The sequence below is a fragment of the Saccharothrix syringae genome (assembly GCF_009498035.1).
In the GTDB taxonomy this organism is placed as follows: Bacteria; Actinomycetota; Actinomycetes; order Mycobacteriales; family Pseudonocardiaceae; genus Actinosynnema; species Actinosynnema syringae.
The window spans coordinates 5,343,990-5,369,342 of record NZ_CP034550.1 but is presented as its reverse complement, the minus strand read 5'-3'; the positions used below and the strand labels follow the sequence as shown (position 1 = coordinate 5,369,342).

18 protein-coding genes and 1 riboswitch are annotated in these 25,353 nt (G+C 75.2%); of the genes, 8 read left to right on the top strand and 10 right to left on the bottom strand.

Translation table 11 applies throughout. From position 1 onward, the window contains the following. Window positions 1–118: 118 nt before the first annotated feature. The gene (locus tag EKG83_RS23265; RefSeq protein ID WP_033429416.1) at window positions 119–1,318 is read left to right on the top strand and encodes a hypothetical protein; all 1,200 of its coding nucleotides are present in this window, start codon (window positions 119–121) and stop codon (window positions 1,316–1,318) included. Window positions 1,319–1,375: 57 nt separating this feature from the next. Here EKG83_RS23265 and EKG83_RS23260 read toward each other — a convergent pair whose 3' ends face one another. The 3 genes from EKG83_RS23260 to EKG83_RS23250 form a co-directional block, all read right to left on the bottom strand. Then, entirely contained in the window at window positions 1,376–2,620 is a 1,245-nt protein-coding gene (locus tag EKG83_RS23260) for a S8 family peptidase (protein WP_228122792.1), read from the bottom strand. Between the two features lie 171 nt (window positions 2,621–2,791). Then, the gene (locus tag EKG83_RS23255; protein WP_033429417.1) at window positions 2,792–3,706 is read right to left on the bottom strand and encodes a DMT family transporter; all 915 of its coding nucleotides are present in this window, start codon (window positions 3,704–3,706) and stop codon (window positions 2,792–2,794) included. Between the two features lie 110 nt (window positions 3,707–3,816). Then, window positions 3,817–5,076: a cytochrome P450 gene (locus EKG83_RS23250; protein WP_033429418.1), complete on the bottom strand. Its 1,260-nt coding sequence runs from the start codon at window positions 5,074–5,076 to the stop codon at window positions 3,817–3,819. A gap of 88 nt (window positions 5,077–5,164) precedes the next feature. Beyond that, window positions 5,165–5,305, top strand: a riboswitch (cobalamin riboswitch). A gap of 84 nt (window positions 5,306–5,389) precedes the next feature. Between EKG83_RS23250 and EKG83_RS23245 the strand changes: the two genes are divergently transcribed. The 5 genes from EKG83_RS23245 to EKG83_RS23225 all read left to right on the top strand — a co-directional run bounded on the left by EKG83_RS23245 (window position 5,390) and on the right by EKG83_RS23225 (window position 12,027). Then, the gene (locus EKG83_RS23245) at window positions 5,390–6,799 is read left to right on the top strand and encodes a prenyltransferase/squalene oxidase repeat-containing protein (protein WP_063741272.1); all 1,410 of its coding nucleotides are present in this window, start codon (window positions 5,390–5,392) and stop codon (window positions 6,797–6,799) included. A 113-nt stretch (window positions 6,800–6,912) separates the two neighbouring features. After that, on the top strand, window positions 6,913–7,698 hold the full coding sequence (locus tag EKG83_RS23240) for a hypothetical protein (RefSeq protein ID WP_051765050.1): 786 nt from the start codon (window positions 6,913–6,915) through the stop codon (window positions 7,696–7,698). Next, window positions 7,695–8,750 carry a CbiQ family ECF transporter T component gene (locus EKG83_RS23235; RefSeq protein ID WP_033429727.1) on the top strand — a complete coding sequence of 352 codons (1,056 nt, stop codon included), beginning with the start codon at window positions 7,695–7,697 and terminating at the stop codon, window positions 8,748–8,750. Before EKG83_RS23240 ends, EKG83_RS23235 begins: the two co-directional genes overlap by 4 nt. Continuing rightward, a complete protein-coding gene (locus EKG83_RS23230; protein WP_033429419.1) occupies window positions 8,747–10,348 on the top strand; it encodes an ABC transporter ATP-binding protein in 1,602 nt (533 codons plus the stop codon). The genes EKG83_RS23235 and EKG83_RS23230 overlap by 4 nt, the downstream gene beginning before the upstream one ends. An 857-nt stretch (window positions 10,349–11,205) precedes the next feature. Continuing rightward, a complete protein-coding gene (locus tag EKG83_RS23225) occupies window positions 11,206–12,027 on the top strand; it encodes an ECF transporter S component (RefSeq protein ID WP_033429728.1) in 822 nt (273 codons plus the stop codon). Here EKG83_RS23225 and EKG83_RS23220 read toward each other — a convergent pair. From EKG83_RS23220 to EKG83_RS23200, 5 genes are all read right to left on the bottom strand, one after another. Continuing rightward, entirely contained in the window at window positions 11,972–12,628 is a 657-nt protein-coding gene (locus tag EKG83_RS23220) for a hypothetical protein (RefSeq protein WP_051765052.1), read from the bottom strand. The genes EKG83_RS23225 and EKG83_RS23220 overlap by 56 nt on opposite strands. A 95-nt stretch (window positions 12,629–12,723) precedes the next feature. Then, window positions 12,724–13,944, bottom strand: coding sequence for a sugar efflux transporter (locus EKG83_RS23215; protein ID WP_063741273.1), 1,221 nt, complete (start codon window positions 13,942–13,944; stop codon window positions 12,724–12,726). Window positions 13,945–14,013: 69 nt separating this feature from the next. Next, window positions 14,014–15,618, bottom strand: coding sequence for a methyltransferase (locus EKG83_RS23210; protein WP_033429420.1), 1,605 nt, complete (start codon window positions 15,616–15,618; stop codon window positions 14,014–14,016). Window positions 15,619–15,711: 93 nt separating this feature from the next. Then, window positions 15,712–17,088: an acyl-CoA reductase gene (locus EKG83_RS23205; RefSeq protein ID WP_033429421.1), complete on the bottom strand. Its 1,377-nt coding sequence runs from the start codon at window positions 17,086–17,088 to the stop codon at window positions 15,712–15,714. After that, window positions 17,085–18,152 carry a long-chain-fatty-acid--protein ligase gene (locus tag EKG83_RS23200; RefSeq protein ID WP_033429422.1) on the bottom strand — a complete coding sequence of 356 codons (1,068 nt, stop codon included), beginning with the start codon at window positions 18,150–18,152 and terminating at the stop codon, window positions 17,085–17,087. Before EKG83_RS23200 ends, EKG83_RS23205 begins: the two co-directional genes overlap by 4 nt. An 826-nt stretch (window positions 18,153–18,978) precedes the next feature. On the opposite strand from EKG83_RS23200, the gene EKG83_RS48110 reads away from it, so the two are divergent. Beyond that, window positions 18,979–20,772: a Crp/Fnr family transcriptional regulator gene (locus EKG83_RS48110; protein WP_228122791.1), complete on the top strand. Its 1,794-nt coding sequence runs from the start codon at window positions 18,979–18,981 to the stop codon at window positions 20,770–20,772. A gap of 293 nt (window positions 20,773–21,065) precedes the next feature. On the opposite strand, the gene EKG83_RS23190 is transcribed toward EKG83_RS48110, so the two are convergent. Together EKG83_RS23190 and EKG83_RS23185 are read right to left on the bottom strand one after the other, a co-directional pair. Continuing rightward, complete coding sequence (locus tag EKG83_RS23190; RefSeq protein WP_228122790.1) at window positions 21,066–22,289, bottom strand: D-arabinono-1,4-lactone oxidase; 1,224 nt, start codon at window positions 22,287–22,289, stop codon at window positions 21,066–21,068. An 81-nt stretch (window positions 22,290–22,370) separates the two neighbouring features. Beyond that, on the bottom strand, window positions 22,371–23,771 hold the full coding sequence (locus tag EKG83_RS23185; protein WP_033429424.1) for a CoA transferase: 1,401 nt from the start codon (window positions 23,769–23,771) through the stop codon (window positions 22,371–22,373). Between the two features lie 480 nt (window positions 23,772–24,251). Here EKG83_RS23185 and EKG83_RS23180 point away from each other — a divergent pair, with 480 nt between their 5' ends. Next, window positions 24,252–25,289 carry a Gfo/Idh/MocA family protein gene (locus EKG83_RS23180; protein ID WP_033429425.1) on the top strand — a complete coding sequence of 346 codons (1,038 nt, stop codon included), beginning with the start codon at window positions 24,252–24,254 and terminating at the stop codon, window positions 25,287–25,289. Window positions 25,290–25,353: the final 64 nt, after the last annotated feature.

Genomic DNA, 25,353 nt, shown 5'->3' with positions numbered 1-25,353 from the left:
CGCCCGAACGGGCACGTTCCGCCGCCCTCGCGGACGGTGCGACGGCCCGGTGGTCACCGGTAGTGTCCGATCGTGCACGCGCGGCACCTGAGCCCAGCCACCAGGAAGTCGGTGCACAGTGGAAGAGCACGCCGAACCGGAGCGGGAGCGCACGCCGGGGCGCCCGGCCGCGCCCCGCTCCGACGTCCCACCGGTCCACCGGCTCCTCGGGTTGCAGCAGCTCGCCGGGAACCGGGCCGTGCAGCGGCTGTTGGTGCGCATGCCCAACCCCTACGAGCAGGGCGCGCGCAACGCCGTGGGCAACGCCGAGGTCGACGAGATCGGCGAGGCCCTGACCGCCAAGGGGCACGCTGGGCGGGCCGGGTCGCACAAGTGGGAGGACGACTGGGTGTTCCCGCCGACCCCCACCACCGAACCCTCGGTCTTCTACGGCCACGGCACCCGCGAGAAGATCGGCGGGATCACGCCCTTCGACTTCGTGGTCGAGGCGAGCATGGACCACCACGGGTTGCAGCGGGACACCGCGTTCAAGTTCGTCGCCTGCGGCGGTGGGCAGGCCCAGGCGGCGGCCGGCGCCGCCTTCGGCGCCCGGGTGGCCCGCCTGCTCAAGCTCCTCGACGTCCGGGGCGGGAAGTGGGGCGGGCCGCTGAAGGCCGCCGAAGGGCTGGTCTACTACACCGGGAACTACAAGGCCGTCCTGCCGAACATCCCCCCGGACATCGACAGGTTCCTGCTGCAGCAGGCGTCCAAGGTCGAGACGGACCTGCGGAAGAAGGTCGTCGAGCAGGTCAGGACCCGGCTCAAGGCGCTCGGGCCGGCCCGGCGGGCCGCCGACTTCACCCAGTTCCGCGACACGGTGGCGGACTACTACGCGACGGAACACGACCTGGTCGGCCGGGACGCCGACGTGCGCGCGATCGACGTCCCGGCCGCCGGCCTGAGCAACGCGTGGTTGAGGGGCAGGCTCAACGACGCGATGGACACCATGATCGGCGGCGACGTCGGGTGGCTGAGGACCCAGGTGGCGTTCCTGGAGGTGGCCACCAACCACGCCGACAACTGCCTCGCCGACGTCTGGCGGGTCTTCGCCGTCCTCGACCAGGAGATGGCGGCGAAGGCCAAGGTGGTCTGGGGCGACTTCAGGGACCGGCTGCAGAACTCGGCCAACGTCCCGGCGCGGCAGTCCGGGCCGGGCGGCCGGGTGGGCACGGTGCCCTCCCCGGTGCAGGCCGCGGACCCGGACCGGTTCCGGAAGTGGCAGGACTTCGGGGACGTGCTGTGGCACCAGTGGAAGGCCGCCCGGCGGACCACCACCTGAGCCGGTGGGTGCCCCGGTGCGCGGGAGGACGAGGGCGCCCGCGCACCGGGGACGTCCTCACAGGCCGTTGGTGAACAGCAGGCGGTTGACCGTGCCGCCGGTCGCGCCGCCGCTGACCGCGTTCGGCGTGGCCGAGGAGTTGAGCCAGTCGTGCACGGTCGCCGACGGCTGGTCGCCGAACCGCTGCTTGTAGAGCGCGGCCACGCCCGTCACGTGCGGGGTCGCCATCGACGTGCCGCTCATCGCGCCCGAACCGCCGGTGCGGACGGTCGACACGATCGAGCCGCCGGGCGCGTACAGGTCGACGCAGGCGCCGGTGCTGGAGAACGACGACCGGGCGTCGGTGCGCTCGGAGGAGGCCACCACGGACGCGGTCTCCACCTTGCGGGGCAGCCGGTCGCACGAGTTGCCGCCGGTGTTGCCCGCCGAGGTCGCCAGGAACACGCCCGCGGCGATCATGTTGCGGATCGCGGTCTCCAGGCTGGCCGACGCGGTGAAGTTCCACGAGGTGTTGGCCACGGCCGGCTTGGTGTGGTTCTGGGTGACCCAGTTGATCGCGTTGAGCGCGGAGGTGGTGGTGGCGCTGCCGGAGCAGTTCATCATCTTCACGCCGTGCAGGCGCACGCCCTTGGCGATGCCGTAGGTGGTGGAGCCGATGGTGCCCGCCACGTGCGTGCCGTGGCCGTGGCAGTCGGTGTTGTTGGTGTCGATGCCGTTGTAGTCGAACGTGGCCCGGCCGCCGTAGTCGGCGTGGCCCGGGGTGATGCCGGTGTCGATGATGTAGGCGTGCACGCCGGCGCCGGTGTAGTTGTAGGTGTAGCTCGCCGACAGCGGCAGGTTGCGCTGGTCGACCCGGTCGATGCCCCACGACGGCGGGTTGGCCTGGGTGGCGTCGAGCGCGTCGGTGACCAGGACGTCCTGCTCGATCGAGGCGACCGAGGGGTCGCGGCTGAGCTTGCGCAGCTGGGCCGGGGTGAGCTTGGCGGAGAAGCCGTGGAACGCCGCGCCCCACACGTGGGTGGGCGTGACGCCGGCGGCCGCGGCGGCCGCTTTCGCGTCGGCGCGGGCGGTCGCGCCCAGGCTGACGATGTAGGTGTCCTCGATCGGGTGGACGGTCGCCGAGGCGGTCGCGAGGACGACCTCGGCCTGGTGCCGCGGCGCGGCGGGGCGGTGCCGGTGGTCAGGCCGATGGCGGTGGCGGAGACGGACAGCAGGGTGAGCGCTCTGGTGAAAGGACGCACTTGTCGGCTCCTTCGGGTGCCCCCGGACCAGTGCGCCCCGACGCAGGGTCGACGGGGCCAACGGTCACTCGTCCGGGTTCATCCCTGCAGCCTGACCAGCGGTTATGCCATGGTCAACCCGGTTCGGCCGAACGGTCGCGTTCGGCATCACGCTCGGTGGAGAAAACCGACAATTGGTAAGGACCACGTCGCTCGGGCGGCCTCTTGCCGTGCGGCCGGCCGGGGGTGCCGCCTATCCGCGCACCGATGCCGACACGGCCCCGGCAGCCCGGCGGCCGACCCCGGACGCGCCGGGCGCGGCGGTCAGCCTGGTCAACGCGACCCCGGCCACCACCACCAGCACCCCCACGACCACCCGCGGGGTCAGCGGCTCGCCCAGCACCACCGCGCCCAACGCCACCGACACCACCGGCAGCAGGTACCCGACCGCGGCGGCGTTGGTCGGGCCCTCGTCGGTGATGATCCGGTAGTTCAACACGAACGTGGCACCGGTGCCGAGCACACCCAGGACCACCAGCGCGACGACCGCGACGGTGTTCGGTCCCGCCGCCGCGCCGTCGAACGGCAGCAGCAGCGCGCTCAGACCCGCCGCGACGGCCAGTTGCGCCGCCGACACCGCGAGCGGCGCGCCCTTGGCCACCAGCGTGCGGCTCATGTAGGCGAACGCGACGGCGTAGCCGGCGGCGGCGGCGAGCAGGAAGAGCGCGCCCACCCCGGTCACCCCCTGTTCCCACGGGGCGAAGACGACCAGCACGCCCGCGAACCCGAGGCCCAGCCCGGCCGCCCGCACCGGGGACAGGCCGCGCTCGCCCCCGGTCACCAGGCCGATGAGCAGCGACCACAGCGGGGTGGTGGCGTTGAGCACGCCCGCGACGCCGGAGTCGACCGTCTGCTGCCCGATGCCGAACAGCACGAACGGCAGGGCGTTGCAGAACAGGGCGGCCACGGCGAGGTGACCCCACAGGCCGCGCGGCAGGCGCTGGCCCGCCCGGCGCGCCAGGGCGAACACGAAGGCCGCGCCCAGCGCGCACCGCGCGGTCGCGATCTGCGCCGGCGCGAACCCGGTCAGCGCCAGCTCGATCCACAGGAAGCAGGAACCCCACAGCAGGGCCAGCAGCCCCACCCGCAGCACGCCTCGTCCGGTCATGGGACCACCGTGCCCCGGTGGGGGTTTCAAGAAAAGTGAAACCTCATGCACGTGCGTTAAGCGCTGCTTCAAGGTCGGGGCCCGCGCCGTTGCGGACCCCGTTCGGGCGCTCAGCGCGTGTGGACCAAGAGCCGGTCCACGCCGTGGACGATGGAGGCGGCCCGGAAGACCGGGCGGTCCTCGGCCAGGCGCAGGTTCGGGAACCGGCGCAGCAGCGCCGGGTACGCCGCGCGCAGCTCCATCCGGCCCAGCTCGGCGCCGACGCAGCGGTGCGCGCCGTAGCCGAACGCCAGGTGCGACGAGGACTTGCGGGTGTGGTCGAACCCGGGCGTGCCCTCGCGGTTGGCGGCCGCCAGGGACACCACGATCGCGTCGCCCTCCTCGATCCGCTGCCCGCCCACGGTCAGGGCGTTGCGGGCGAAGCGCGGGAACGCCACCTGCACCACGCTCAGGTGCCGCAGCAGCTCCTCCACCAGCGGGGCGACCGCCGCGTCGTCGTCGCGCATGGCGGCACGCGCCTCGTCGTCGCGCAGCAGCACGTAGGCGCCCAGCGCCAGCATGCTCGCGGTGGTGTCGAACCCGCCGGTGAGCACGCCGTCGGCCAGGCCGGCCAGCTCCGCGTCGTCGACCGCGTCGCCGTGCTCGCGGATGATCATGCCGATCAGGCCGTCGCCGGGCGAGCGGCGCTCGCGCTCCACGATGTGGCGCATGTACTCCAGCGACTCCGAGATCGCGCCCAGCGCCTGGCCGGCGCCGCCGAACAGGTCGAACCTCGCCGCCGCGAGCTGCTGGAACCGGTCGCGGTCGTCGTAGGGCACGCCCAGCAGCTCGCAGATCGTCAGCGACGGGATCGGCAGGGCGAACTCCTTGACCAGGTCCACCGGCCCCTTCGCGGCCTCCATCGCGTCCAGCCGCTCGGTGACGATCTCGTCGATGCGCGGCACCAGCCGCGACAGCCGGCGCATGGTGAACTCCGGCGTCAGCAGCCTGCGCAGCCGGGTGTGGTCCGGCGGGTCGGCGAACCCGAGACCACCCGGCGACTGCTCCAGCCGCCCCACCGCCGCGCCCAGGCGGGTGTAATCGTTACTGAACGCCGCTGTGTCGGAAAGCACTTCCCTGGCCTCCGACTCGCCCGTGACCAACCACACGCGAATGCCGAACGGCACGGGCACCCGGTGCACCGGCCCGGACTCCCGCATCCGCTCCAGCTCCGCCACCGGCTCGACGCCGTCCCGCTTCAGCGGCACCAGCGCACGGTCCGGGAGCAGCGACAACGCCCGTGAACCGATCTTGCCCATGATCCACCGCGTCGCCGAACGCCGTGCGACCCACGCCACCAGGCCCTCGCGCACCGACGCCAGAGTCGCCATCCCACACCCCTCGTTCCCCAGTCCGTCCCCAGATCGAATCGACGAACGGTAACCGCATGCGCGGGTGGCGAGCATCGCGCCACAGGCGGATTGACACACCGTGGTCGGTGGCAGACGATCGGCAATCGCGCGTGAACAGGGGGAAGCCGGTCGAAGTCCGGCGCTGGCCCGCAACGGTAGGTCCCGGCCCGGGACGAGCCCGAACACCCGCCACGCGCGGCACGCTCCAGACACCGTCGAGGTCAGCGGGTCGGAGCCCGGGTGAAGGCCGTCCGGGGTCCGCTCGCGCGCCTCGCGCCCGGAAAGGTCGAACATGCCGATCAGGCCGATCAGACGGACCGCCGCCGCGGTCGCCGCCGTCGCCGCGCTGCTGGTCGCGCCGCACGCCCACGCGCAGCCGCCGGCCGACGCGCCTTCGGCGGGCACGTCGTCGACGGACGCGGCTCTGGTCGGCGCGGCTCCGGCGGACGCGACTCTCGTCGGCGCGACTCCGGCGGACGCGGCTCCCGTCGGCGCGGCTCCAGCAGACGCGGCTTCGGCCAACGCGAGTTCGGCCAGCGCGGCCCAGGCGGGCGTGGCCGCCGCCGCGGCGGGGTGGCTGGCCCGGCGGCTCGTCGACGGCGACCACCTGGAGACCGAGTACGGCGGCACCCGGTTCGTCGACCACGGCCTGACCCTGGACGCGCTGTTCGCCCTCGCCGCCGCCGGCGTCGCCGAGGACCGCGCGGACGCGATCACCGCCTGGTTCGCCCGGCCCGAGACCGTCGCGACCTACCTGCACTTCGGCGACCCGAACACCTCCTACGCGGGCTCGTACGCCAAGCTCGCGCTGGCCGTGCAGGTGCGCGGCCTGGACCCGACCGACTTCGGCGGGGTCGACCTGATCGCGGGCCTGACCGCGCTGCAGGCGCCCTCCGGGCGGTTCTCCGACGTCCCGCAGGACTTCTCCAACGGCTTCACCCAGGCGTTCGCGGTGCTGGCGCTGGAGCGCCGGCAGAGCGCGCCGCGCAACGCGGTCGACTTCATGCTGGGCACGCGGTGCCCGGGCACCGGCTTCCCGGTGCAACTGCTGGCCGAGCCCTGCGTGCCCGACGTGGACACCACCGCGATGGCCGTGCAGGCGCTGCTGGCGGTGGACCGGACCCCCGCGGACGACGCGGCGCTGGCCGAGGCGCTGACCTGGCTGGCCGGGCAGCAGCAGCCGGGCGGCGGGTTCCGCGAGGACGGCAAGGACGACGAGGGCAACGCCAACAGCACCGGCCTCGCGGCGCAGGCGCTGCGCGCGGGTGGTCGGACCGCCGAGGCGGACCGGGCGGCGGCGTTCCTCGCCGGGCTGGCCCAGGGCTGCTCGGCGGCCGGGGCGGACCGCGGTGCGATCGCCTACGACCGGACCGGTTTCACCGCCGCGACCGCGCAGGCCGCGAGCGCGCAGGCCGTGCTGGGGCTGGTGGGCGTGGGCTACGCCGAGCTGTCGGCCGAGGGCGCGGTGACCGGCGTGCCGGTGCTCGACTGCCCGGTGGCACCGACCTCCACGACCCCGGCGGCCTCCACTTCGGACACCACGACCACGACGACCGCGGTGGCGGCGGCCGGTGGCGGGCGGGAGCTGGCCCGCACGGGCGTACCGGTCGGGCCGGCCACGTGGCTGGGTTCGCTGCTGCTGGCCGCGGGTGCGCTGCTGCTGGTGGTGGCGCGGCAGCGGCACGCCGGGGTCGGGAAGTGACTTCACGCGGTCTCGCGGCCTCGTCGGCGATACCGGTCACGGCTGCCGCCCGCGCGGCAACGGCACACCGGCGTCCGCGAGCGACCTCCCGCGGCCTCGCCGCCTCGTCGGCGGTGCTGATCGCGGTCACCGTTCCGGCGCTGCTCTCCCCCGCCGCCTGGGCCGCGTCCTGCGCCGGGGTGAGCGTCGTGGTGGACTTCGGGTCGTTGGGCGGGGTGCGGACCGGCTGCGCGCCCGGTGACCCGGCCAGCGGCCTGGCGGCGCTGTCCGCCGCCGGGTTCCGCTACGAGTTCCTGCCGCGCCAAGCAGGCATGGTCTGCCGGGTCGACGGCCTGCCGGACCCGTGCAACGGCGCGCCCACCACGGCCTACTGGTCCTACTGGCACGGCACGCCCGGCAGCGGCTGGACCTACAGCAGCGCGGGCGCCGGGGTGCACGACCCGGCTCCGGGCAGCGTCGAGGGCTGGTCGTTCGGCGCCGGGACGCCGCCGAGCGCGGCACCGCCGGCACCCGCTCCCCAGCCGCAACCCCAACCACAACCGGTCCCCCAACCACAACCGCAGCCACCACCCCAGCCCCAGCCACAACCCCAGCCGCCCGCGCCGCAACCGACCCCGGGGCAGCCGGTGCCGACCGCGCAGCCGACGACCTCGGGGACCGGGGGCGCCACGACCTCGGCACCGCCCACGGCCTCCGCGGGCGCGCCGGCGAGCAGCAGCGCACCGTCCTCCCCCACCCCGGCACCGTCCGCGACCGGCGGCACGCCCGTCGCGGTCGAACCGGCGGCGAGCACGTCGTCCGGTGGCACGTTCGGCCTGCTCGCGGGTGTCGCGGCGGTGCTCGTGCTCGGTGGCCTGGGCTGGTGGACCGCGCGCCGGCGCGCCAGGGCGCCGGAGTGACACCGCACCCCGGCGCGTGGTGGCTGTGGGCGCTGTGCCTGGCCGCCGTCGCCACGCGGACCACCAATCCGGTGCTGCTCGCACTCGTGGTCGCGGTCGCCGGGTACGTGGCCGTGTCGTGCCGGCCGGACACGCCGTGGGCGGGTGCCTACGGGGTGTTCCTGAAGTTCGGGCTGGCGGTGATCGCGGTCCGGGTGGTGTTCCACGTGCTGCTCGGCGGCGTCGCCGGGCCCACGGTGCTGTTCACGCTGCCGTCCGTGCCGCTGCCGGGGTGGGCGCGCGGCATCCGGCTGGGCGGCCCGGTCAGCGCCGAGGGCCTGGTCTTCGCGCTCTACCACGGGCTCCAACTCGCGACCCTGCTGTGCTGCGTGGGCGCGGCGAACGCGCTGGCCAACGCCAAGCGGCTGCTGCGGTCGCTGCCGGCGGCGCTGTACGAGGTGAGCGTGGCGGTGGTGGTGGCGCTGACCGTGGCACCGCAGCTGGTGACCAGCGCGCGTTCGGTGCGGCGGGCGCGGGCGCTGCGCGGGGACGCGGTGCGCGGGATCAGGGCGTTGCGGGTGCTGGCGGTGCCCGTGCTGGAGGACGCGTTCGAGCGGTCGCTGGTGCTGGCGGCGGCGATGGACTCGCGCGGGTACGGGCGCACCGCCGGGCTGCCCCGGTCGGCGCGGGCGCTGACCGGGGTGCTGGTGCTGGGCGGGCTGGGCGGGCTGTGCCTGGGCGCGTACGGGCTGCTCGACGGCAGCGCGCCGCCGCTGGTGGGCGCGCCGGTGCTGGCGGTCGGCGCGGCCCTGGCCGTCGCGGGGCTGTGGACCGGGTCACGGCGGGTGCGGCGCAGCCGGTACCGGCCGGACACCTGGGGTCCGCGCGAGCTGCTGATCGTCGGGGCGGGGCTGGTGGCGGCGCTGGCGACGTTCCTGGCGCCCGCCGACCTGGGCGGCGACGCGCTGACGCCCGGCACCTCGCCGCTGGTGGTGCCCGGCCTGCCCCTGCTGCCCGCGCTCGGTCTGCTGTGCGCGCTGGCGCCCGTGCTCGTCGATCGGAAGAGGGCATGATCCGGTTCGAGAACGTCTCCGTCACCTACCGCGACGCTGAGGCGCCCGTGCTGTCCGGGGTGGACCTGGAGGTCCCCGAGGGCGAGCTGTGCCTGGTGGTCGGGCGCACCGGGTCCGGCAAGTCGACGCTGCTGCGCGCGGTCAACGGCCTGGTGCCGCACTTCACCGGTGGCACGCTCGCCGGCCGGGTGCTGGTCGACGGCCGGGACACGCGCACGCACCCGCCGCGCGAGCTGGCCGACGTGGTCGGGCTGGTGGCGCAGGACCCGCAGGCCGGGTTCGTCACCGACTCGGTCGAGGAGGAGCTGGCGTACTCGATGGAGTCGCTGGCGCTGCCCGAGCCGGTGATGCGCAAGCGGGTGGAGGAGACGTTGGACCTGCTCGGCCTGGCCGACCTGCGGCACCGGCCGCTGGCGACGCTGTCCGGCGGTCAGCAGCAGCGCGTGGCGGTGGGCGCGGCGCTGACCGCGCACCCGCGCGTGCTCGTGCTGGACGAGCCGACGTCGGCGCTGGACCCCGGCGCGGCCGAGGACGTGCTGGCCGCGCTGCACCGGCTGGTGCACGACCTGGGGATGACGGTGCTGATCGCCGAGCACCGGCTGGAGCGGGTGGCGCAGTACGCCGACCGCGTGGTGTGGCTGCCCGGCGGTGGCCGGCCGCCGGTGGGCGGTGCGCCCGGGCCGGTGCTGGCGCAGGCGCCCGTCGCGCCGCCGGTGGTGCGGCTGGGGCAGTTGGCCGGGTGGGACCCGGTGCCGGTGTCCATCCGGGACGCCCGGCGGCTGGCCGGGCCGCTGCGCGAACGCCTCGCCGGGCCGCCGGAGGTGCCGGGGTCACCGGGCGAGGTGCTGCTGCGCGCGGACGGGCTGCGGGTGCGTTACTCCACTGTGGACGCGGTGCGCGGGGTGTCGCTGGCCGTCGGCGCCGGTGAGCGGGTGGCGGTGATGGGGCGCAACGGGTCGGGCAAGTCCAGCCTGCTGTGGGCGCTCCAGGGCACGGGGCGGCGGTCGGGCGGTTCGGTGGAGGTGGCCGGCGTCGACCCGGCGGGGCTCAAGCCGGGGCCGCGGCGGGGCGTGGTCGGGTTGGTGCCGCAGCAGCCGGCCGACCTGCTGTACCTGCACACGGTCGCCGGGGAGTGCGCGCAGGCCGACCGGGAGTCGGGGCGGGCCGCGGGCACGTGCCGGGAGCTGCTGGACCGGCTCGCGCCGGGGGTGCCGGACTCGCGGCACCCGCGCGACCTGTCGGAGGGGCAGCGGCTGGCGCTGGTGCTGGCGGTGGCGCTGACCCCGTCGCCGCGGGTGCTGCTGCTGGACGAGCCGACGCGCGGGCTGGACTACCCGGCCAAGACGCGGTTGGCGGCGGCGCTGCGGGGGTTGGCGGAGCGGGGGCACGCGGTGGTGCTGGCGACGCACGACGTGGAGTTCGTCGCCGAGTACGCGAGCCGGGTGGTGGTGATGGCCGGTGGCGAGGTGGTGGCCGACGGGCCGACCGCCGAGGTGGTGACGGCTTCGCCGGTGTTCTCGCCCCAGGTGGCGAAGGTGTTGGCGCCGCGGGCCTGGTTGACGGTGGCGGACGTGCGCGACGCGTTGGCGGCCCGGTGAGCGGGGCTGGTTCGGTGGGCGGCGGGGGAACCGGGCCTGAGGGCGGCTGCGGAACCGGGCTGGGGGCCGGCTCGGCGGCGGGCTCGGCAGGGTCGGGAACCAGGTCGGTAGCTGGGGCGGAGGCCGGCTCGGCGGCGGGCTCGGCAGGGTCGGGAACCAGGTCGGTAGCTGGGGCGGAGGCCGGCTCGGCGGCGGGCTCGGCAGGGTCGGGAACCAGGTCGGTAGCTGGGGCGGAGGCCGGCTCGGCGGCGGGCTCGGCAGGGTCGGGAACCAGGTCGGTAGCTGGGGCGGAGGCCGGCTCGGCGGCGGGCTCGGCAGGGTCGGGAACCAGGTCGGTAGCTGGGGCGGAGGCCGGCTCGGCGGCGGGCTCGGCAGGGTCGGGAACCAGGTCGGTAGCTGGGGCGGAGGCCGGGTCGGCGGCGGGCTCGGCAGGGTCGGGAACCAGGTCGGTAGCTGGGGCGGAGGCCGGCTCGGCGGCGGGCTCGGCAGGGTCGGGAACCAGGTCGGTAGCTGGGGCGGAGGCCGGCTCGGCGGCGGGCTCGGCAGGGTCGGGAACCAGGTCGGTAGCTGGGGCGGAGGCCGGCTCGGCGGCGGGCTCGGCAGGGTCGGGAACCAGGTCGGTAGCTGGGGCGGAGGCCGGCTCGGCGGCGGGCTCGGCAGGGTCGGAGGGGTCGACGGCGGGGTCGACGGGCTCGGCGGCGGCGGCAGGGGCGGCGGCGGGCTCGGTGGCGGCAGGGTTGGCGGGGGCAGGGGCGGCAGGGTCGGCGGGGTCGGCGGGGTCGGCGGTTGAGGCAGGGGTTGGGTCGGAGACCGAACCGAGGGCTGCCGGAAGGACCGGCCGGGCAACCCACTCCCCCATCCGCATCCGCCCCCGCGCGGCGATCGCCCTCGGCATCGCCGCCGTCATCAGCGCGGCCGCGTTCGGCTGGCCGCTGCTGATCTCCGCCGACGCCGCCCTGGCCCGCGGCACCGGCGCACCCTGGCTGTTCATCCTGCTCCTCCCCCTGGTCCTGGCCGTGACCCTCGCCGAACTCGGCGAGGGCGGCCTGGACGCCAAGGCGGTGGCGGTGCTGGGCGTGCTGTCCGCCCTCGGCGCGGCCCTGCGGCCGCTGGGCGCGGGCGCGGCGGGCATCGAAGTCGTGTTCTTCCTGCTCGTCCTGGGCGGCCGGGTGTTCGGCCCCGGCTTCGGCTTCGTGCTGGGCAACACGATGATGTTCGCCTCGGCGCTGCTCACCGGCGGCGTCGGCCCCTGGCTCCCCTACCAGATGCTGGGCGCCGCCTGGGTGGCGTTCGGCGCCGGGCTGCTGCCGCCGCTGCGCGGGCGCTGGGAACCGGTGCTGCTGGCCGCCTACAGCACGGTGGCCTCGCTGGTCTACGGCCTGCTGCTGAACCTGTCGTTCTGGCCGTTCGCGCTGGGCGCGGCGAGCACGTCGCTGTCCTACGAACCCGGCGGCCCGCTCGCCGACAACCTGGTCCGGCTGGTGGGTTTCAGCCTGGCCACCTCGCTGGGCTGGGACGTCGGCCGGGCGATCACCACCGCGGTGCTGGTGCTGGCCACCGGCCCGGTGCTGCTGCGCACCCTGCGCCGCGCCGCCCGCCGCGCGCGCTTCGAACAGCCCCGGTTCACCGCGGCAGCAGCGCCGCCACCTCCGCCAGGGCGTCCAGCACCTCCGGGGTGAGGTGGCCCGACGCCAGCTCGGCCTCGGCGACCGTCACGGTGCCGCGGTGGCGCTCGGAGCCGTGGTTCGCGCCGCTGAACGAGACCTCGCCCAGGTCCAGCGCCTCGGTGCCCAGCGGTTCCACGTCGCCCGTCCCGGAGGCGTCGACGAGGTCCTGGAACCGGCGGGCGTCGCCGCGCGAGGCGAACTCCACCCAGGCCACGGCCACGACCGCGGTGTTGCCCGTGCCGTCGCCCACCGCGAACAGGGCGCGGTCCATCGAGGCGCAGCCGGTGCGCCGCAGGAACTCGTGCACCTCGCCGAACGACCCCGCGGTGCACTCGGTCGGCTGCGGGCCCGTCTGGCGGAGCCCGTGCAGCCCCATGCGCTGCCACGCGCCGTCCGCGTCACCGCGGCGCGCGAGGTCCTCGCTCTCGGCCCGGCGCGCGGTCACGCCGAGGCCGGCGCCGCCGGCACCGCCCGCGCTGAGCCCGACCGCTCCCCCGTACCCGACGGCGCCGAGCACGAGCAGCCCGGCGAGCAGCAGCGGCCCGGCGCGGCCGTGCCGGACGGGCACGGGGCGCACCCGGCCCTTCTCGTCGGTGTAGAACCCCCTGGGCATGGCGACCTCCCGTGAGGAAGGTTTAGCAACGCCCGCGTCGAAGTGACCCGATTTTCGCGGAGAACCGCTCGAACAGCGCAAACCGAACGGTCGGTTCACTCTCTGTTACGGGTCTGCCACCGCTCGTAGCCTGCCTGGCGCCTCGGGCGGGCGGCCAGCAGCAGCGCCAAGCCGAGCACCGACATGACCAGGCCGATGCCGTAGGCGGAGCGGTAGCCGAACTGCTGGGCCACGCCGAGCAGCGGGCCCGACAGCATCGCGCTGATCTTGAACGTGTTGGAGTGGAGCGTGGTGGCGTAGCCGGGGCGGTCCGGGGCCAGGTTCTGGAAGTAGGAGATGCCCACGCCCATGACCGCCGAGATCACCACCGCGTGCAGCACCTGCGCGGCCATCACCTGCCAGGTCGCCTGGGCCGCCAGCACCACCGCGTAGTAGGCCAGCGCGACCGCGCCGCCGAGCAGCACCAGGCGCCGCTGATCGTGGCGGACCGCCAGCGCGCCGAAGCCCAGCATCAGCGGGATCTCCAGCGCCGCGCACAACCCCAGCACCAGGCCCGCGTCGGTGGTCGTGCCGCCCAGCACCTCGGGCACGAACAGCGGCATCGCCGCCACGCCGACCGAGGTCGCGCCCTGGAGCAGGACGAACGCCACGCTGGCGAGCAGGACCTCCGCCCGGGCCGCGGGCGGTTCGGCGGCGGCCTCGGCCGACGCCGGTTCCGGGACGCCCGGTTCCGGCAGCCACAGCGCGATCGCCGCGGCGGCCAGCACGTAGAACAGCGCGGTCACGCCGAACAGGCCGGTGAAGCCGGTACCCGCCATCAGCACCGCGCCCAGCGGCGGACCGGCGACCCAGGACAGCGACATCACCGTGCGCAGCCCGCTCATCGCCAGCGGCGCCCGGGTGGAGCCGGTCTGGTCGAGCACCTGGCGCGCGTAGGCGAACACCTGCGGCACCTGCGACGACGCGATCGCCATCAGCGTCACCGACACCACCAGCAGCAGCCAGTACTCGCGGACGAACGCGAACAGCAGCCACGCCACCGCACCGGTCGAGCTGGCGGTCAGCAGCACCAGTCGGCGGATCGCGCGGGAGTCGGACACCCGACCGACCACCGTGCTCACCGCGATCGACCCCAACGAGCTGACCAGCAGGAACGCCCCGACCGCGACGGGACCGGCCTGCAACTGCTTGATCAGGAACACCGACATGAACGGACCAGCCAGCGCGTACCCGACACCGGTCAGCAGGCTGACCGAGAACAGCGGGACGAGCGAACGGGCGCGGGACGGGCTCGGGGTATCGGTGACCGCTTCCACGCCGCCGATCCTCGTCGCCCGATCGGGCGACGAGGAAGCGGGTTTCCAGCATTCGGACGGTGAGAGCGGTTACCCGGCGTCGGCCCGGGCCACCAGAACGGCCATGTCCAGCGGCAGGTCGCGCACGTCCTCCAGGGTGAAACCGTTGGCGGCCAGCAGTTCCCGGTGCTCGGCGGTGGTGCGCTCGCCACCCAGCGCGGTGTTGACCATCATGTGGACGTTGAACGACAGCGGCAGCACGGACCGGTCGTCCCGGATCGGCCGCTCCACGATCGCGAGCAGCGCGCCGGCGGGCATCGCCGCCCGGATGTTGCGCAGGACGGCCGAGGCGCGCTCGTCGTCCCAGTCGTGCAGGATGCGCGAGAGCAGGTAGACGTCGCCGCCCGCCGGGACCGGGTCGCGGAAGAAGTCGCCGGCGACGACCCGCGCGCGGTCCGCGCAGCCCAGGCCGGCGAGCACCTCGGTGGCCGCGCCGGTCACGTGCGGCCGGTCGAACAGCACGCCGCGCAGGCCGGGCGCGGCGGAGAGCACCAGCCCCAGCAGCCTGCCGTCGCCGCCGCCCACGTCGACCACCGTGCCGGTGGCGGGCAGGTCGAGCAGGTCGGGCACCAGGGTCAGGAAGCTGGTGCCGGCCGCCATCGCGCCCTCGAACAGCCGCGCGTCGGCGGGGTGGGCGGCGAAGTGCTCGAACGGGACCGCGCCGTAGACGTGCTCGAACGCGCTGCCGCCGGTGCGCAGGGTGTGTTCCAGGCCGGTGAACGACCGGTAGAACAGGCCGCCGTAGATGCGGGCCAGGTCGCGCACGGACCCGTCGGCGTCGGTGCGCAGCAGCGCGCCGACCTCGGTCAGCGACCACTGCTCGCCGTCGCGGTGCAGCACGCCGAGCGCGGCCAGGAACGCCAGCACGCGGCGCAGCTTGTCCTCCTTCGTGCCGGTGCGCGCGGCCAGCTCGGCGGTCGGCAGCGGGCCGGTCGCGAGCAGGTCGGCCACGCCCAGTTCGGCGGCCGCGGCCACGGCGCGGGTGCGCCAGGCGCCGGTCATCAGCTCGAACGCCGCGCGCCTGGCCTCGTCGGGGCGGCCGACGTGGCGGCGCAGCAGCCCATCCCGCCGGCCGGGCAGCCGCAGCGCCAGGCGGGTGCGGCCGCGCAGGTGCAGCTCGGTGACCCCGTCGCGGTCGTCGGCGCCGTCGGGGGTGAGGGCCGCGTCGAGCAGGGTCTCGTAGACGCCGCGCGGCACCACGTCGTCGTCGGTGGTGACGCGGAACGCCAGGTGGGCCCCCGCGTCGCGGTCGGCGTCGGACAGGTCGGCGCCGACCGCCACGAACACCTCCAGGCCGCGCGGGCAGCCGGGCACGGTGCCGCGCACCAGCCGCACGTCGACCTCGCGGCCGGTGCGGCGGGCCAGCCGCTCGGCGACCGCCGCGGCGGTCGCCGGCTCGTGCGGGCGCACGCCGAGCGCGACCAGCGCCGCCACCGCGTCGCCCACCCCGTGCGCCGCCACCAGCACGGCGGCGTGGGTGAACTCCAGGTGCGCGGCCAGCGCCGCGGGCGCGTCGACCACCTCGGCCAGGGCCCGCGCGGTGGTGGTGGACCGGACCAGCTCCACCGCTTCCGCCAGCCGCCGGAAATCCCGCTCGTCCAGCGCGCCGTGCGCACCGGTCACCGTCACGGACATGCCAGGTCCTCCCCAGCGAACGGCCGTGCCCCGCCGCGCCGGGCGGGTGCCCGGGAGGGCGGGGCACGGCGACCTCGTGACCCCGTGTGGAGGTTATTCGGTGGCCAGCTCGGGGTGAAGCTCCACGTCGGCCCAGCGCACCAGGTTGGCGATGCGCGGCTGCCCGTCGTGCCGCCAGGACATGCTCGGCCTGGTCATGGCGCCGGGCTCGCACACCCGGCTCGCGCCGAGCACGGCCAGCGCCCGCGCGGTGCGCCAGAACTCCTCGCCCACCGCGCCGAGGCCGACGTTCTGCAGGTGCCTGGCGTAGGGGCGCATCAGCTCCACGGCCGACGGCAGGTCGGGCACCGGCACGATGCGGGCGACCCGGTCGCCCGCGCCGCTGAGCGGCAGCAGCGAGTCGTCCAGCACGACCGTCCACTCCAGACCGTCGGGGGCCCAGACCTCGCTGGTGTCCCGGGTGGCGGCGCGCCACTCGGCGACGATCCGGCGGTGCCCGAGCGCGATGGCCTCGTGCTCGCCCGCCTTCCCGGGCGGGCAGTCCCGGGCGGCGAGCCGCATCGCGTCGGCCAGGTACTGGGCGACCGCGCGGGCGTGCTCGGCCTGCACCAGGTAGACCTGCGGCGACAGGCAGGCGTGCTGGTCGAAGTCGCTGCAGTCCGCGGCGATGCGGCGGGCCACCTCGGCGGGGCCGCACCGGTTGGCGTACTCGGCGCTGACCAGGCCGAAGGAGAGCTTGTGGGCGTGCTCCTCGTAGAACTGGTCGGGTCGGACCTTCGCCCTGATCGCCGCGCACGCCCGGTCGCCGCCGTAGGCGACCACCGCGTCGGCCTCGGCCAGGGCGGCGTCCATGGTCGCCTCGTCGTCGCGGTCCCAGTAGGTGGCGACCACGGCGTCGGCCACGACCGGCTCCACGTCGTGCAGGGTGCGCAGGAACGCGGCGGTGAAGTGCGGCTCCTTGGCCGGGACCTTGGCGATCAGGCTGGACTTGACCAGCAGCGCCCGCACCATCGACCGGGCGGGCAGGCCGGGGACGTTGCCGGAGAACACGCCGAGCACGGTGCGCGGGCCCACCGCGGTGGTGCCGCCGCGGAAGCCGTCGAGCACTTCCGGGTCGCCCAGCTCGCGGGTCAGCGCGGCCAGCAGCGACTCGGCGCGCAGGTTGCCGACCTCGGCGTCCAGGGCGCGTTCGATGGTCTCCTCGGACATGCCGGTGACCAGCGAGGCGTCCCGCACCACGGCGCGGCGCGGGGCGAAGTCGCGCTTGGCCCACCGCTCGGCGGTCACGTCGAACGCCTCGACGATGCGGCGCACGGGCAGCCGGCGCAGCTCCTCGTGCGCGGCCCGCAGCCCGGCCCCGATCGCGGCCCAGTCGGCCGGCCGCTCGCCGCGCCACTCGTGCGCGCCGGAGCGCAGGGTGAACGGCGTGCCCGGGTGGGTGACCCAGCCGGGCATCCACGACACGCTCACGCGGCACCCCCGGTCATCTCGTCCAGCGACAGCGAGCAGCCCCGGCTGGTGGTGCCGGCGACGCGGCCCGCGATGGCCACGCCCTCCGGGACGGCGATGCCGACGTCACCGGTGAGCAGCACGTGCGGCCGGTCCAGCAGCGCGTAGTCGGTGATCTCCAGCAGGCCGGGCCCCTCGGCCAGGTACTCGCGGGTGCGGGGGTCGCGGACCCGCGGACCGCCCGCGACGCCGCCCGCCTTGGGCCGCTCGCCCAGCGGGCCGACCGGGGTGTCGGCCGAGTCGTAGAGCGGGTTGGCGATCTCGGTCATGCCGAAGATGTTGCCGAACCGCTCGATGCCGAAGACCCGCCCGACGATGGCGCGCAGCTCGTCCACGGCCATGACGCGCGAGCGACCCTTGAAGCCGCCGCCGTCGTACATGCGCGAGCCCGGTGGCAGCCGCCAACTGCGGCCCCGGGCGTCGAGCGCGTCGCAGATGTTGACGAAGGCGAAGGTGGCGCCGACCAGCACGACCGGCAGCCCCTCGGCGACGGCCGCGTCGAGCCGCTGCTCCAGCAGCTCGACGTCCACGCCGTCCGCGCCGACCACGGCGGTGCTCAGCCGGGGGTCGCCGACGGCCTCGACGATGCGGGCCATGTCGAACGCGATGGCCATGTGCGGTGCGGCGGGCTCGGAGGGGGCGAACGGCAGCACCACGGGCCTGACGTCGGGGAAGGCGATCTCGCGGCGGGCCCGCGCGGCGACCGCGATGCCCTTCAGCTCCAGGCCGAGCCGGGAGTAGCGGACGCTGCCGCGGGAGCTGCCGGTCGTGCCGCTGGTCCGGAACTCGCGGACCACGGGGGCGTCGGGGAACAGGTGGGGGCCGCCGTCCTTGTAGGCGGTGTCCGGGACGCCGACGCCCGTCCCGACCTGCTTCCAGTACCTGGCGACCTCGGGCAAGTTGGCCTGGGCCAGTTCCAGGAGCTGTTCGTGCACGTCGAGCGGGTCTCCGTCCTCCTCGGCGACCAGCCGGACCATCTGTTCGAAGAGCCGCGCGACGTGGGGGTCGTCGTGGGCAACGGTCATCGACTTCCTCCTGCGGTGAAGGTCAACCCGGCCAGTCAGCAGTGGTCGATCGGGGCGCGCAAGGCCGACCCCCGGAACGGGGTACCGCCGACCGGGTGGTCCGGGAGGGCCATAGGATGACTGAAAGTCGTGCTCGTGAAAACGAATCACCGTGTTCCGCTACGGGAACCGGAACGGTGCCGGCCGGGGCGGAACGCCCACCCGGAACGCCGGTTGATCCCCGTCTGACCAGCACCTTCGTTCCGAAGATAACGCGGGCGGCAGCGGCCCGCACCCCGCGCGAGGCCGGCGGTGGGCGGTGGCCCGACCCCTGAACCCCGCCAACCGAGACGCGGCGGTTCGCCGGGAAGCGAACGGGATCGAGCGGAACCCCAAGCAATCAAACGAGACCGCATAGGGCCGCAATGGTTGCGGGAGCCGGAACGGAGTACCGGACAAAGTACGCCAACCGGAGCAACCCGGACGGGTGGTCACTGAGCGGCAAGCAGATTACGCGCAAGTTTCCCCTATCGAGTGAAGCTCATATTTCGATCGGGATAACCTGGCCGCGCCCCGTTGACTCTCCGCTTCCGGCCTCCACCGATGGACGCAGGTGAGCGGGAGTTGTCCGCATTATTGCGGCCTGGACGAACGTCTGAACATTCATACCGTAACGATGTCACGGCCTGGGCTAACGATTGCCCGAAGCCACCGATATCGCCGCTATGGACGACGATTCCACTCCGGCGGTACGAGTAGACGCGCCCGAACGCCGGAACGAGACGTCCGAACGCCTGAACCGCAGGAACCGCACAGTCGTGGACCGAGCAACCAACTGGGGTGCCGGATGAACAGCCGAATGGTCGAACTCGAAGCAGTCCTGTCCCGTTCTGCCCCGGACCGGCTCGCCGCGCGGCGCCTGGCGGTGGAGCTGGCGCGCTCGCTGGACGCGCTCAGCGCCCGCCGCGACGTCGAGCGGCTGCTGCGGTGCGCCGCGGCGCTGACCCGGATCGGCTCCGCCGACGCCGCGGACGCGCTGCTGGTGGCGATGCTCGGGCTGGTCGACCCGGCGACACCGGAGGCGGCGCGGATGCGCGACCAGCAGGCGCTGGTCGCCGTGGCCCGCGGCCGCCGCGAGCCCGGCACGGTGGCGCGGCGGCGGGTGCCCGGTGCGGCGTTCGGGCGGGGCGCCCCGCTGCGGCAGGTGCTGGGCGACTTCCTCGACCCCGCGCCCGCGGCGGACCGGGTCGCGGTCGGCTCGGTGGCGGTGGCGGTCGGACCGGCGCCCCAGACCGAGACCGGCCCGCTGGAGCTGGCGCTGCAGCGCAACGCGGCGGTGCTGGGCGCCACCCACCCGCAGACGGCCGCGGTGCGGCTCAACCTGATGTGCGCGCGGTTCCGAATAGCCCGCGACCAGGGCGACGCGGAGGAGGTGGCCGAGGCGCTGGGCGACCTGCGCGAGGCCACCGACCGGGCGCTGGCCGCCCTGGGCTCGCACCACCCGCGGGCGCTGGTGGCGCAGGCCAACCTGGCGTCCGCGGAGTTCGAGCTGGCCCGGGTGCGCCGGTCCGCCGAGCGGGCCAGGCTCGCGCTGCCCAGCCTGCGCTCGGCCGCCGACCGGACGGCCATGCGGCTGGGCTCGGACCACCCGCACGCGCTGATCGCCTCGGCGAACCTGGCGGCGGCCGAGCTGGAGCTGGCGCACGTGGAGGGCCCGCGGCCGCAGGCGCAGCGCCTGCTGGACCTGGTGCGCGACGCCTCGGGCCGGGCCACTGCCGCGCTGGGCGCCGACCACCCGGCCGTGCCGGAGCTGGACGAGCTGCGGCGGGCGTGCGAGGCGCTGGTGTCCGGCACCGGGCCCGACCCGTCGTTCGAGCGCGGCTACGCCTCGTTCGCCGACGCGGGCCGCTCGCTGGCCACGGCCAAGCCCGCCGGGCCGGGCGTGCGGCAGACCCTGCCGGCCGGCGCGGAGTGGCCGGTGGGCACCCTGCTGCACCGGCTGCGGGAGACCAGCAGGCAGGAGCTGATGAACCTCGGCACCACCGTCCGCTACGCCGCCGACCGCGAGATCATCATCCAGGACGCCACCGACACGCACGCGTTCCTGCTGCTCGACGGCGTGGTCAAGGTGGTGGTCAACGACGAGGCGGGCGACACCGCGGTGCTGACCGTGCGGGTGGCGGGCGACCTGGTGGGCGAGATGGCCGCGATGGACCACAAGCCGCGGTCGGCGACTATCGTGACGTGCGGTGACGTGGTGGCCAAGCTGATCACCAGCGCCGAGCTGCACAGCTTCCTGCACCGCCGCAACGACGGGTTCGTCGAGCTGATCGGCGTGATCGACGACCAGCTCCGGTGGGCCAACCGGCGGCGGCGCGACTTCCTGTCCCACACCGCCGCCGAGCGGGTGGCGCGGGTGCTGGCCGAGCTGGTCGGCGCGCACGGCAGGCAGGAGGTCGGCGGGTGGGTGCTGGGCATCCCGCTGACCAAGGTGGAGCTGGCCTCGATCGCGGGGATGAAGCCGCGGACCGCGGAGAAGGCGTTCGCCGACCTGCGCAAGGCCGGTGTGGTGGTCAGCCACCTGCGGCGGGACGTGGTGGTGCCGGACCTGGACATGCTGCGGCGGTTCGCGCGGATGTGAGGTGGCGGAGGTGGGGTGCCTGTCGGGCCCGGGCCGCTGTTGAGCGGTCCGGGCCCGGCAGTTCGGGGGCGGGGGCTCGGGCCTGGTGGTTCAGGGACGGCGGTTCGGGGGCGGGGGCTCGGGCCCGGTGGTTCGAGGGCGGCGGTTCGGGGGCGGGGGCTCGGGCCCGGTGGTTCGGTGACGGCAGTTCGGGGGCGGGGGCTCGGGCCTGGTGGTTCGAGGGCGGGGGTCTGAGGGTGGGCGGCCCCTGGCTCAGCGGCCCGGCCCGGCGGCCCCCGGCCCAGTCCCCCGGCTCAGCGGTTGAGCCAGCCGTTGACCAGGGCGTTGCCGAACTTGCCGGTCGGGTCGAGGCGGCGGCGCAGGTCCAGGAACCGGTCGAGTCGCGGGTAGCGGGCCGCGGGGTCGGGCAGCTCGGTCAGCTTGCCCCAGTGCGGGCGGGGGTCCCACGGCGCCAGGGCGTCCTCGATGCGGCGCAGCACGGCCCTCACCTCGCGGTCCTCGGGCCGCCAGGTGAAGTGGAACGCGACGCTGTCGCGGCCGTGGACCATGCTCAGCCACTGGGTGTCGGCGGCGATCGTGCGGACCTCGGAGGTCAGCAGGACCGGCGTGACGTGCTCGCGGAGGCCGGCCAGGGCCTTGAGGGCGTCCGCGGCGTGCTCGCGGGCCACGAAGTACTCGGACTGGAGCTCCGCGCCGACGCTGGGCGTGAAGTCGGCCCGGAAGTGCGGCAGGCGCTCGTGCCAGGGGCCGGGTTCGCCGAGCTGGGCGGTGCAGTGGACGGTGGGCTGGCCGGGCACGGGGTGGTGCGGCCGGGTGGCCTCGGTGGCGCCGGTCCAGGTCAGGTCGGGCCGCTCGTCGGTGGTGCGGCGCTTGGTGAACACGTGGGCCACGCCCTGCCAGGTGGTGAAGGCGCTGACGCTGTAGGCGCTGGAGAAGACGGCGTCGACGTGCTCCACCAGCGCGTCGAACGGCATGTCCTCGTAGACGCGCTGCTCCACGTCGAAGGCGGGCACGACGTCCAGCTCCACGGCGGTGACCACGCCCAGGGTGCCGAAGGAGACCACCGCGCCGTCGAAGTCCTCCTCGCCCCGGGCCAGGCGCACGGTCCCGCCGTCGGCGGTGACCAGCTCGACCGCGCGGACCAGGCTCGCCAGCGAGGCGACCCGGTCGCCGGAGCCGTGGGTGGCGGTGGCGCAGGCGCCCGCGATGGTGATGTGCGGCAGCGACGGCATGGCGGGCAGGGCGAGGTCGCGGGCTTGCAGCAGCTCGGCCAGGCGGGCCAGGCGCGTGCCGGCGCCGACGCGGACCGAGTCGGGGCCGGTCTCGAACACCTCGGGCACGCCGTCGAGGGCGATCAGGGTGCCGGTGGTGTCGGCGACGGTGCTGAAGGAGTGACCGGTGCCGACGACGCGGGCGGTGTCGGCACCGGTCACCAGGTCCCGGACCTCGTCCAGCGAGCGGGGGTGCTCGGTGCGCGCGGCGGAGAAGGTGACGTTGCCTGCCCAGTTGGTGCTCACCCGGCCGATTCTGCCCGACGGGGTGCGGTGAGCCGCGCCACGCTCGGGCTGTGGGCCACCGGCGGTCGCCGGTCAAGCGGGTCAGGCGAACTCCCAGCACGGCGCGGGCATCGCGCACCCGTCGCGGACCACGGCTCGGGCGAACCTGGGGTCCGCGGCCAGCGCGGCGAGGTCGGTGCACACCGGCACCGCCAGCGGCGCGGTGCAACGACGGGCCGCGCGGGCGTTCAGGCGGGCGGCGGCCGACAGCAGCGACGCGCTCACCGCCTGCCCCGCCCCCTCCCGCACGCGCCGCACCAGCGCGGCCACCACGCCCTGCGCGCACACCACGCCGGCGAACACCTCCAGCACCGTCATCAGCGACGGCGGCACGCCGGCGTGGGCCTGCACCACGAAGTCGGTGCCCACCGGCGGCCGGTCGCCCAGCTCGCCGCCCCAGCCGGAGGCGTGCGCGTAGACGACGCCGGGCCGGGCCCGTGCCACGTCCCGCGCGCGCAGCGACCACCGCTCGGCCTCGCCGGGCGCCCAGTCGTGCAGGAACACGTCCGCGCCGGCCGCCAGGTCCAGCAGCTCGTGCCTGCCCGCCACGGTGCCCAGGTCGACCTCGACGACCTGCTTGCCCCGGTTGAGCGCGTGGAAGCGGGCCGAGACCGGGCCGGAGGACGGGCAGGTCAGCGGGGAGGCGACGCGCGTCGGGTCGCCGCCCGGCGGCTCCACCCGGACCACGGTCGCGCCGAGCTGGCCCAGCAGGTGCCCGGCCAGCGGCCCCTGCACCCGCCGGGTCGACTCCAGCACCACCAGCCCGGACAGCGGCAGCGGGCCGCGCGGTACGGGCACCGCCGGGACGGAGGCGCCGGGCAGCTCGACCAGCCGGTAGGGCGGCAGGTGGTCCAGCGCCCGGTGCGCCACCCGCACCAGGGTCATCCCGGTCACGGCGGCGGTGCGCTCCAGCAGGTGGACCGGCAGGCGGGCAGCCGCCCCGGTCAGCTCCGGCGGCAGCGGGCAGGTGGCGGTGGCGAACCGGTCGGCGAAGGGCCGCCAGGACCGGGCCACCGCCCGCGGGTCGGCGCGCAGGGCGGTCCAGAAGCGCCGCCACGCCTCCGCCTCCGGCGCCTCCAGCTCGAAGGCCACCCCGTCGGCCGACACGAACGGCGGGCCGCCCACGGCGAAGGGGCCGACCGGTTCGTCCGCGGTGGCCGCGGCCAGGTACTGGGCCACCGCCAGCAGCGCGGCCTGGGCCACGGAGGTGGTGGCGACGCGCACCGGGGCGCCGCGCAGGCGGGCCAGCTCCAGCGCGCGGGTGCCGGTGGCGGACAGCTCGCCGGCCACGATCGAGGCGTAGTCCACGGCCAGCGGGGTCGGCCGCCCGAAGCGGCGGCCGTGGACGTGCATGAGGCCGCACGCGGCCTGCACGTCCAGTTCGCCGCCCAGCGGCAGGTCCACCGGGCCGGACCACGGCACCGCCGTCAGCGTCGAGGTCATGCCGGCTGCCGCGGGTGCGCGGGGAGTGCGGTGAGGGCGGTGGCGGGGTTGTACCTGCGGGCGGGAGCCGGTGTTCGAGTCAGGGCGGGCGCGCGAGCACCGTCGGGGGCACCATCCGCCCCTCCGGCCTGCACGCCGTGGCCGGACGCGCATTCCTCTGCCACTTCGCCGACTCGACCGATTTTACCGCGATCAACACCGACAATGCATTTCCGAGCAGCGCACCACAAATCGAAAAAAGTCGCCGATTGCGTGAAGAATGGCCCGGTCAGCGCGCTCACCTCCGCTGTCGTCGCTCCGGGTGCAGCGTATGTCAGGAGCCCGGAAGAACCTCCCGTGACCGGCGAGTTCACTCTTCCTGGTCAACTACCGCACTCCGTGTTGACAACGCTGGCGAGCCTCGGACTAACGTCATCCGCAGTCAATTTGATTTCATTTCCGATGTCTTCCACATCAACTCGGGACAAGTGGGGCTCTCTAGTGCGGACACTCGTCGTGGGGCTGGGGCGGGACGGGACGGACCTGCACCTGCCGGTGCTGGCCAGGGCACGGGCCTCGGTCCGGCAGCTGTTCGACGACCGGCCGGTCGTGGCGTGCGACCCGCGCCGGCTGCCTGCGGAGCGGCCGGGGCTGGCGATGGTGGGCAGCGTCGCCGAGGCGGCCGCGCTGCTGGACCCGGCCGACTCGGTGGCGCACGTGTGCACACCGCCGACGGTGCGGGCCGCGGTGGTGGCGGAGCTGGCCGAGCGCGGATTCCGCAACGTCATCGTGGAGGCGCCGCTGGCCGCCGACACCGACGACCTGGCCCGCGTGATGCGGTTGCGGCGCAAGCACGGCCTGCGGATCGCGGTGGTGGAGCCGTGGCTGACCAGCGCACTCACCGAGCGGCTGGTCGGGCTGGTGCGCGGCGGGGCGCTGGGCGAGCCGCGGTCGATCTCGGTGGTGCAGAACAAGCCGCGGTTCCGGCGGTCGCTGACCTCGCCGAGCCACCCGACCGCCTTCGACGTGGAGCTGCCGCACGGCGTGGGGCTGGCGCTGCGCCTGGCGGGCAGCGCGCGGGTGACGCACGCGGCGGGGTTCGACCTGGTCGTGGGCGACGCGGTGGTGCCCAGGATGGGCGGCGCGCGGGTGGGGCTGCGGCACAACAACGGGGTGCGCGCGGAGATCGCCTCGGACCTGACCTCGCCGGTGCGGGAGCGGCGGGTCACCGTGGAGTTCGAGAAGGGCGTCGCGGTGGGGCACTTCGCGGTCAGCGACGAGGACGACCACTCGCAGCTGACCGTGACGGTCAACGGGCGCCGCGAGCACGAGGTGCTGCGGGACGACTCGCTGACCGAGTGGGTGATCCGCGCCTACCGGCTGTTCCAGGCGCCCGGGGACCAGCACGCGCGGGGTTTCTCGTTCGCCACGGACGTGGTGCAGCTGCTGTCGGTGGCCAAGAACATCTGCGCCGAACCGGTGGTGCCGGCGGCGCGGGCCGGGGCGCGGGGCCGGGTGCCCGCCGCGCACGTCCGCTGATACGGCCGAACCGACCGGGCGACGAACGCGGTCACGGGATCGGGCGACGCCCCGCAATTCCGGT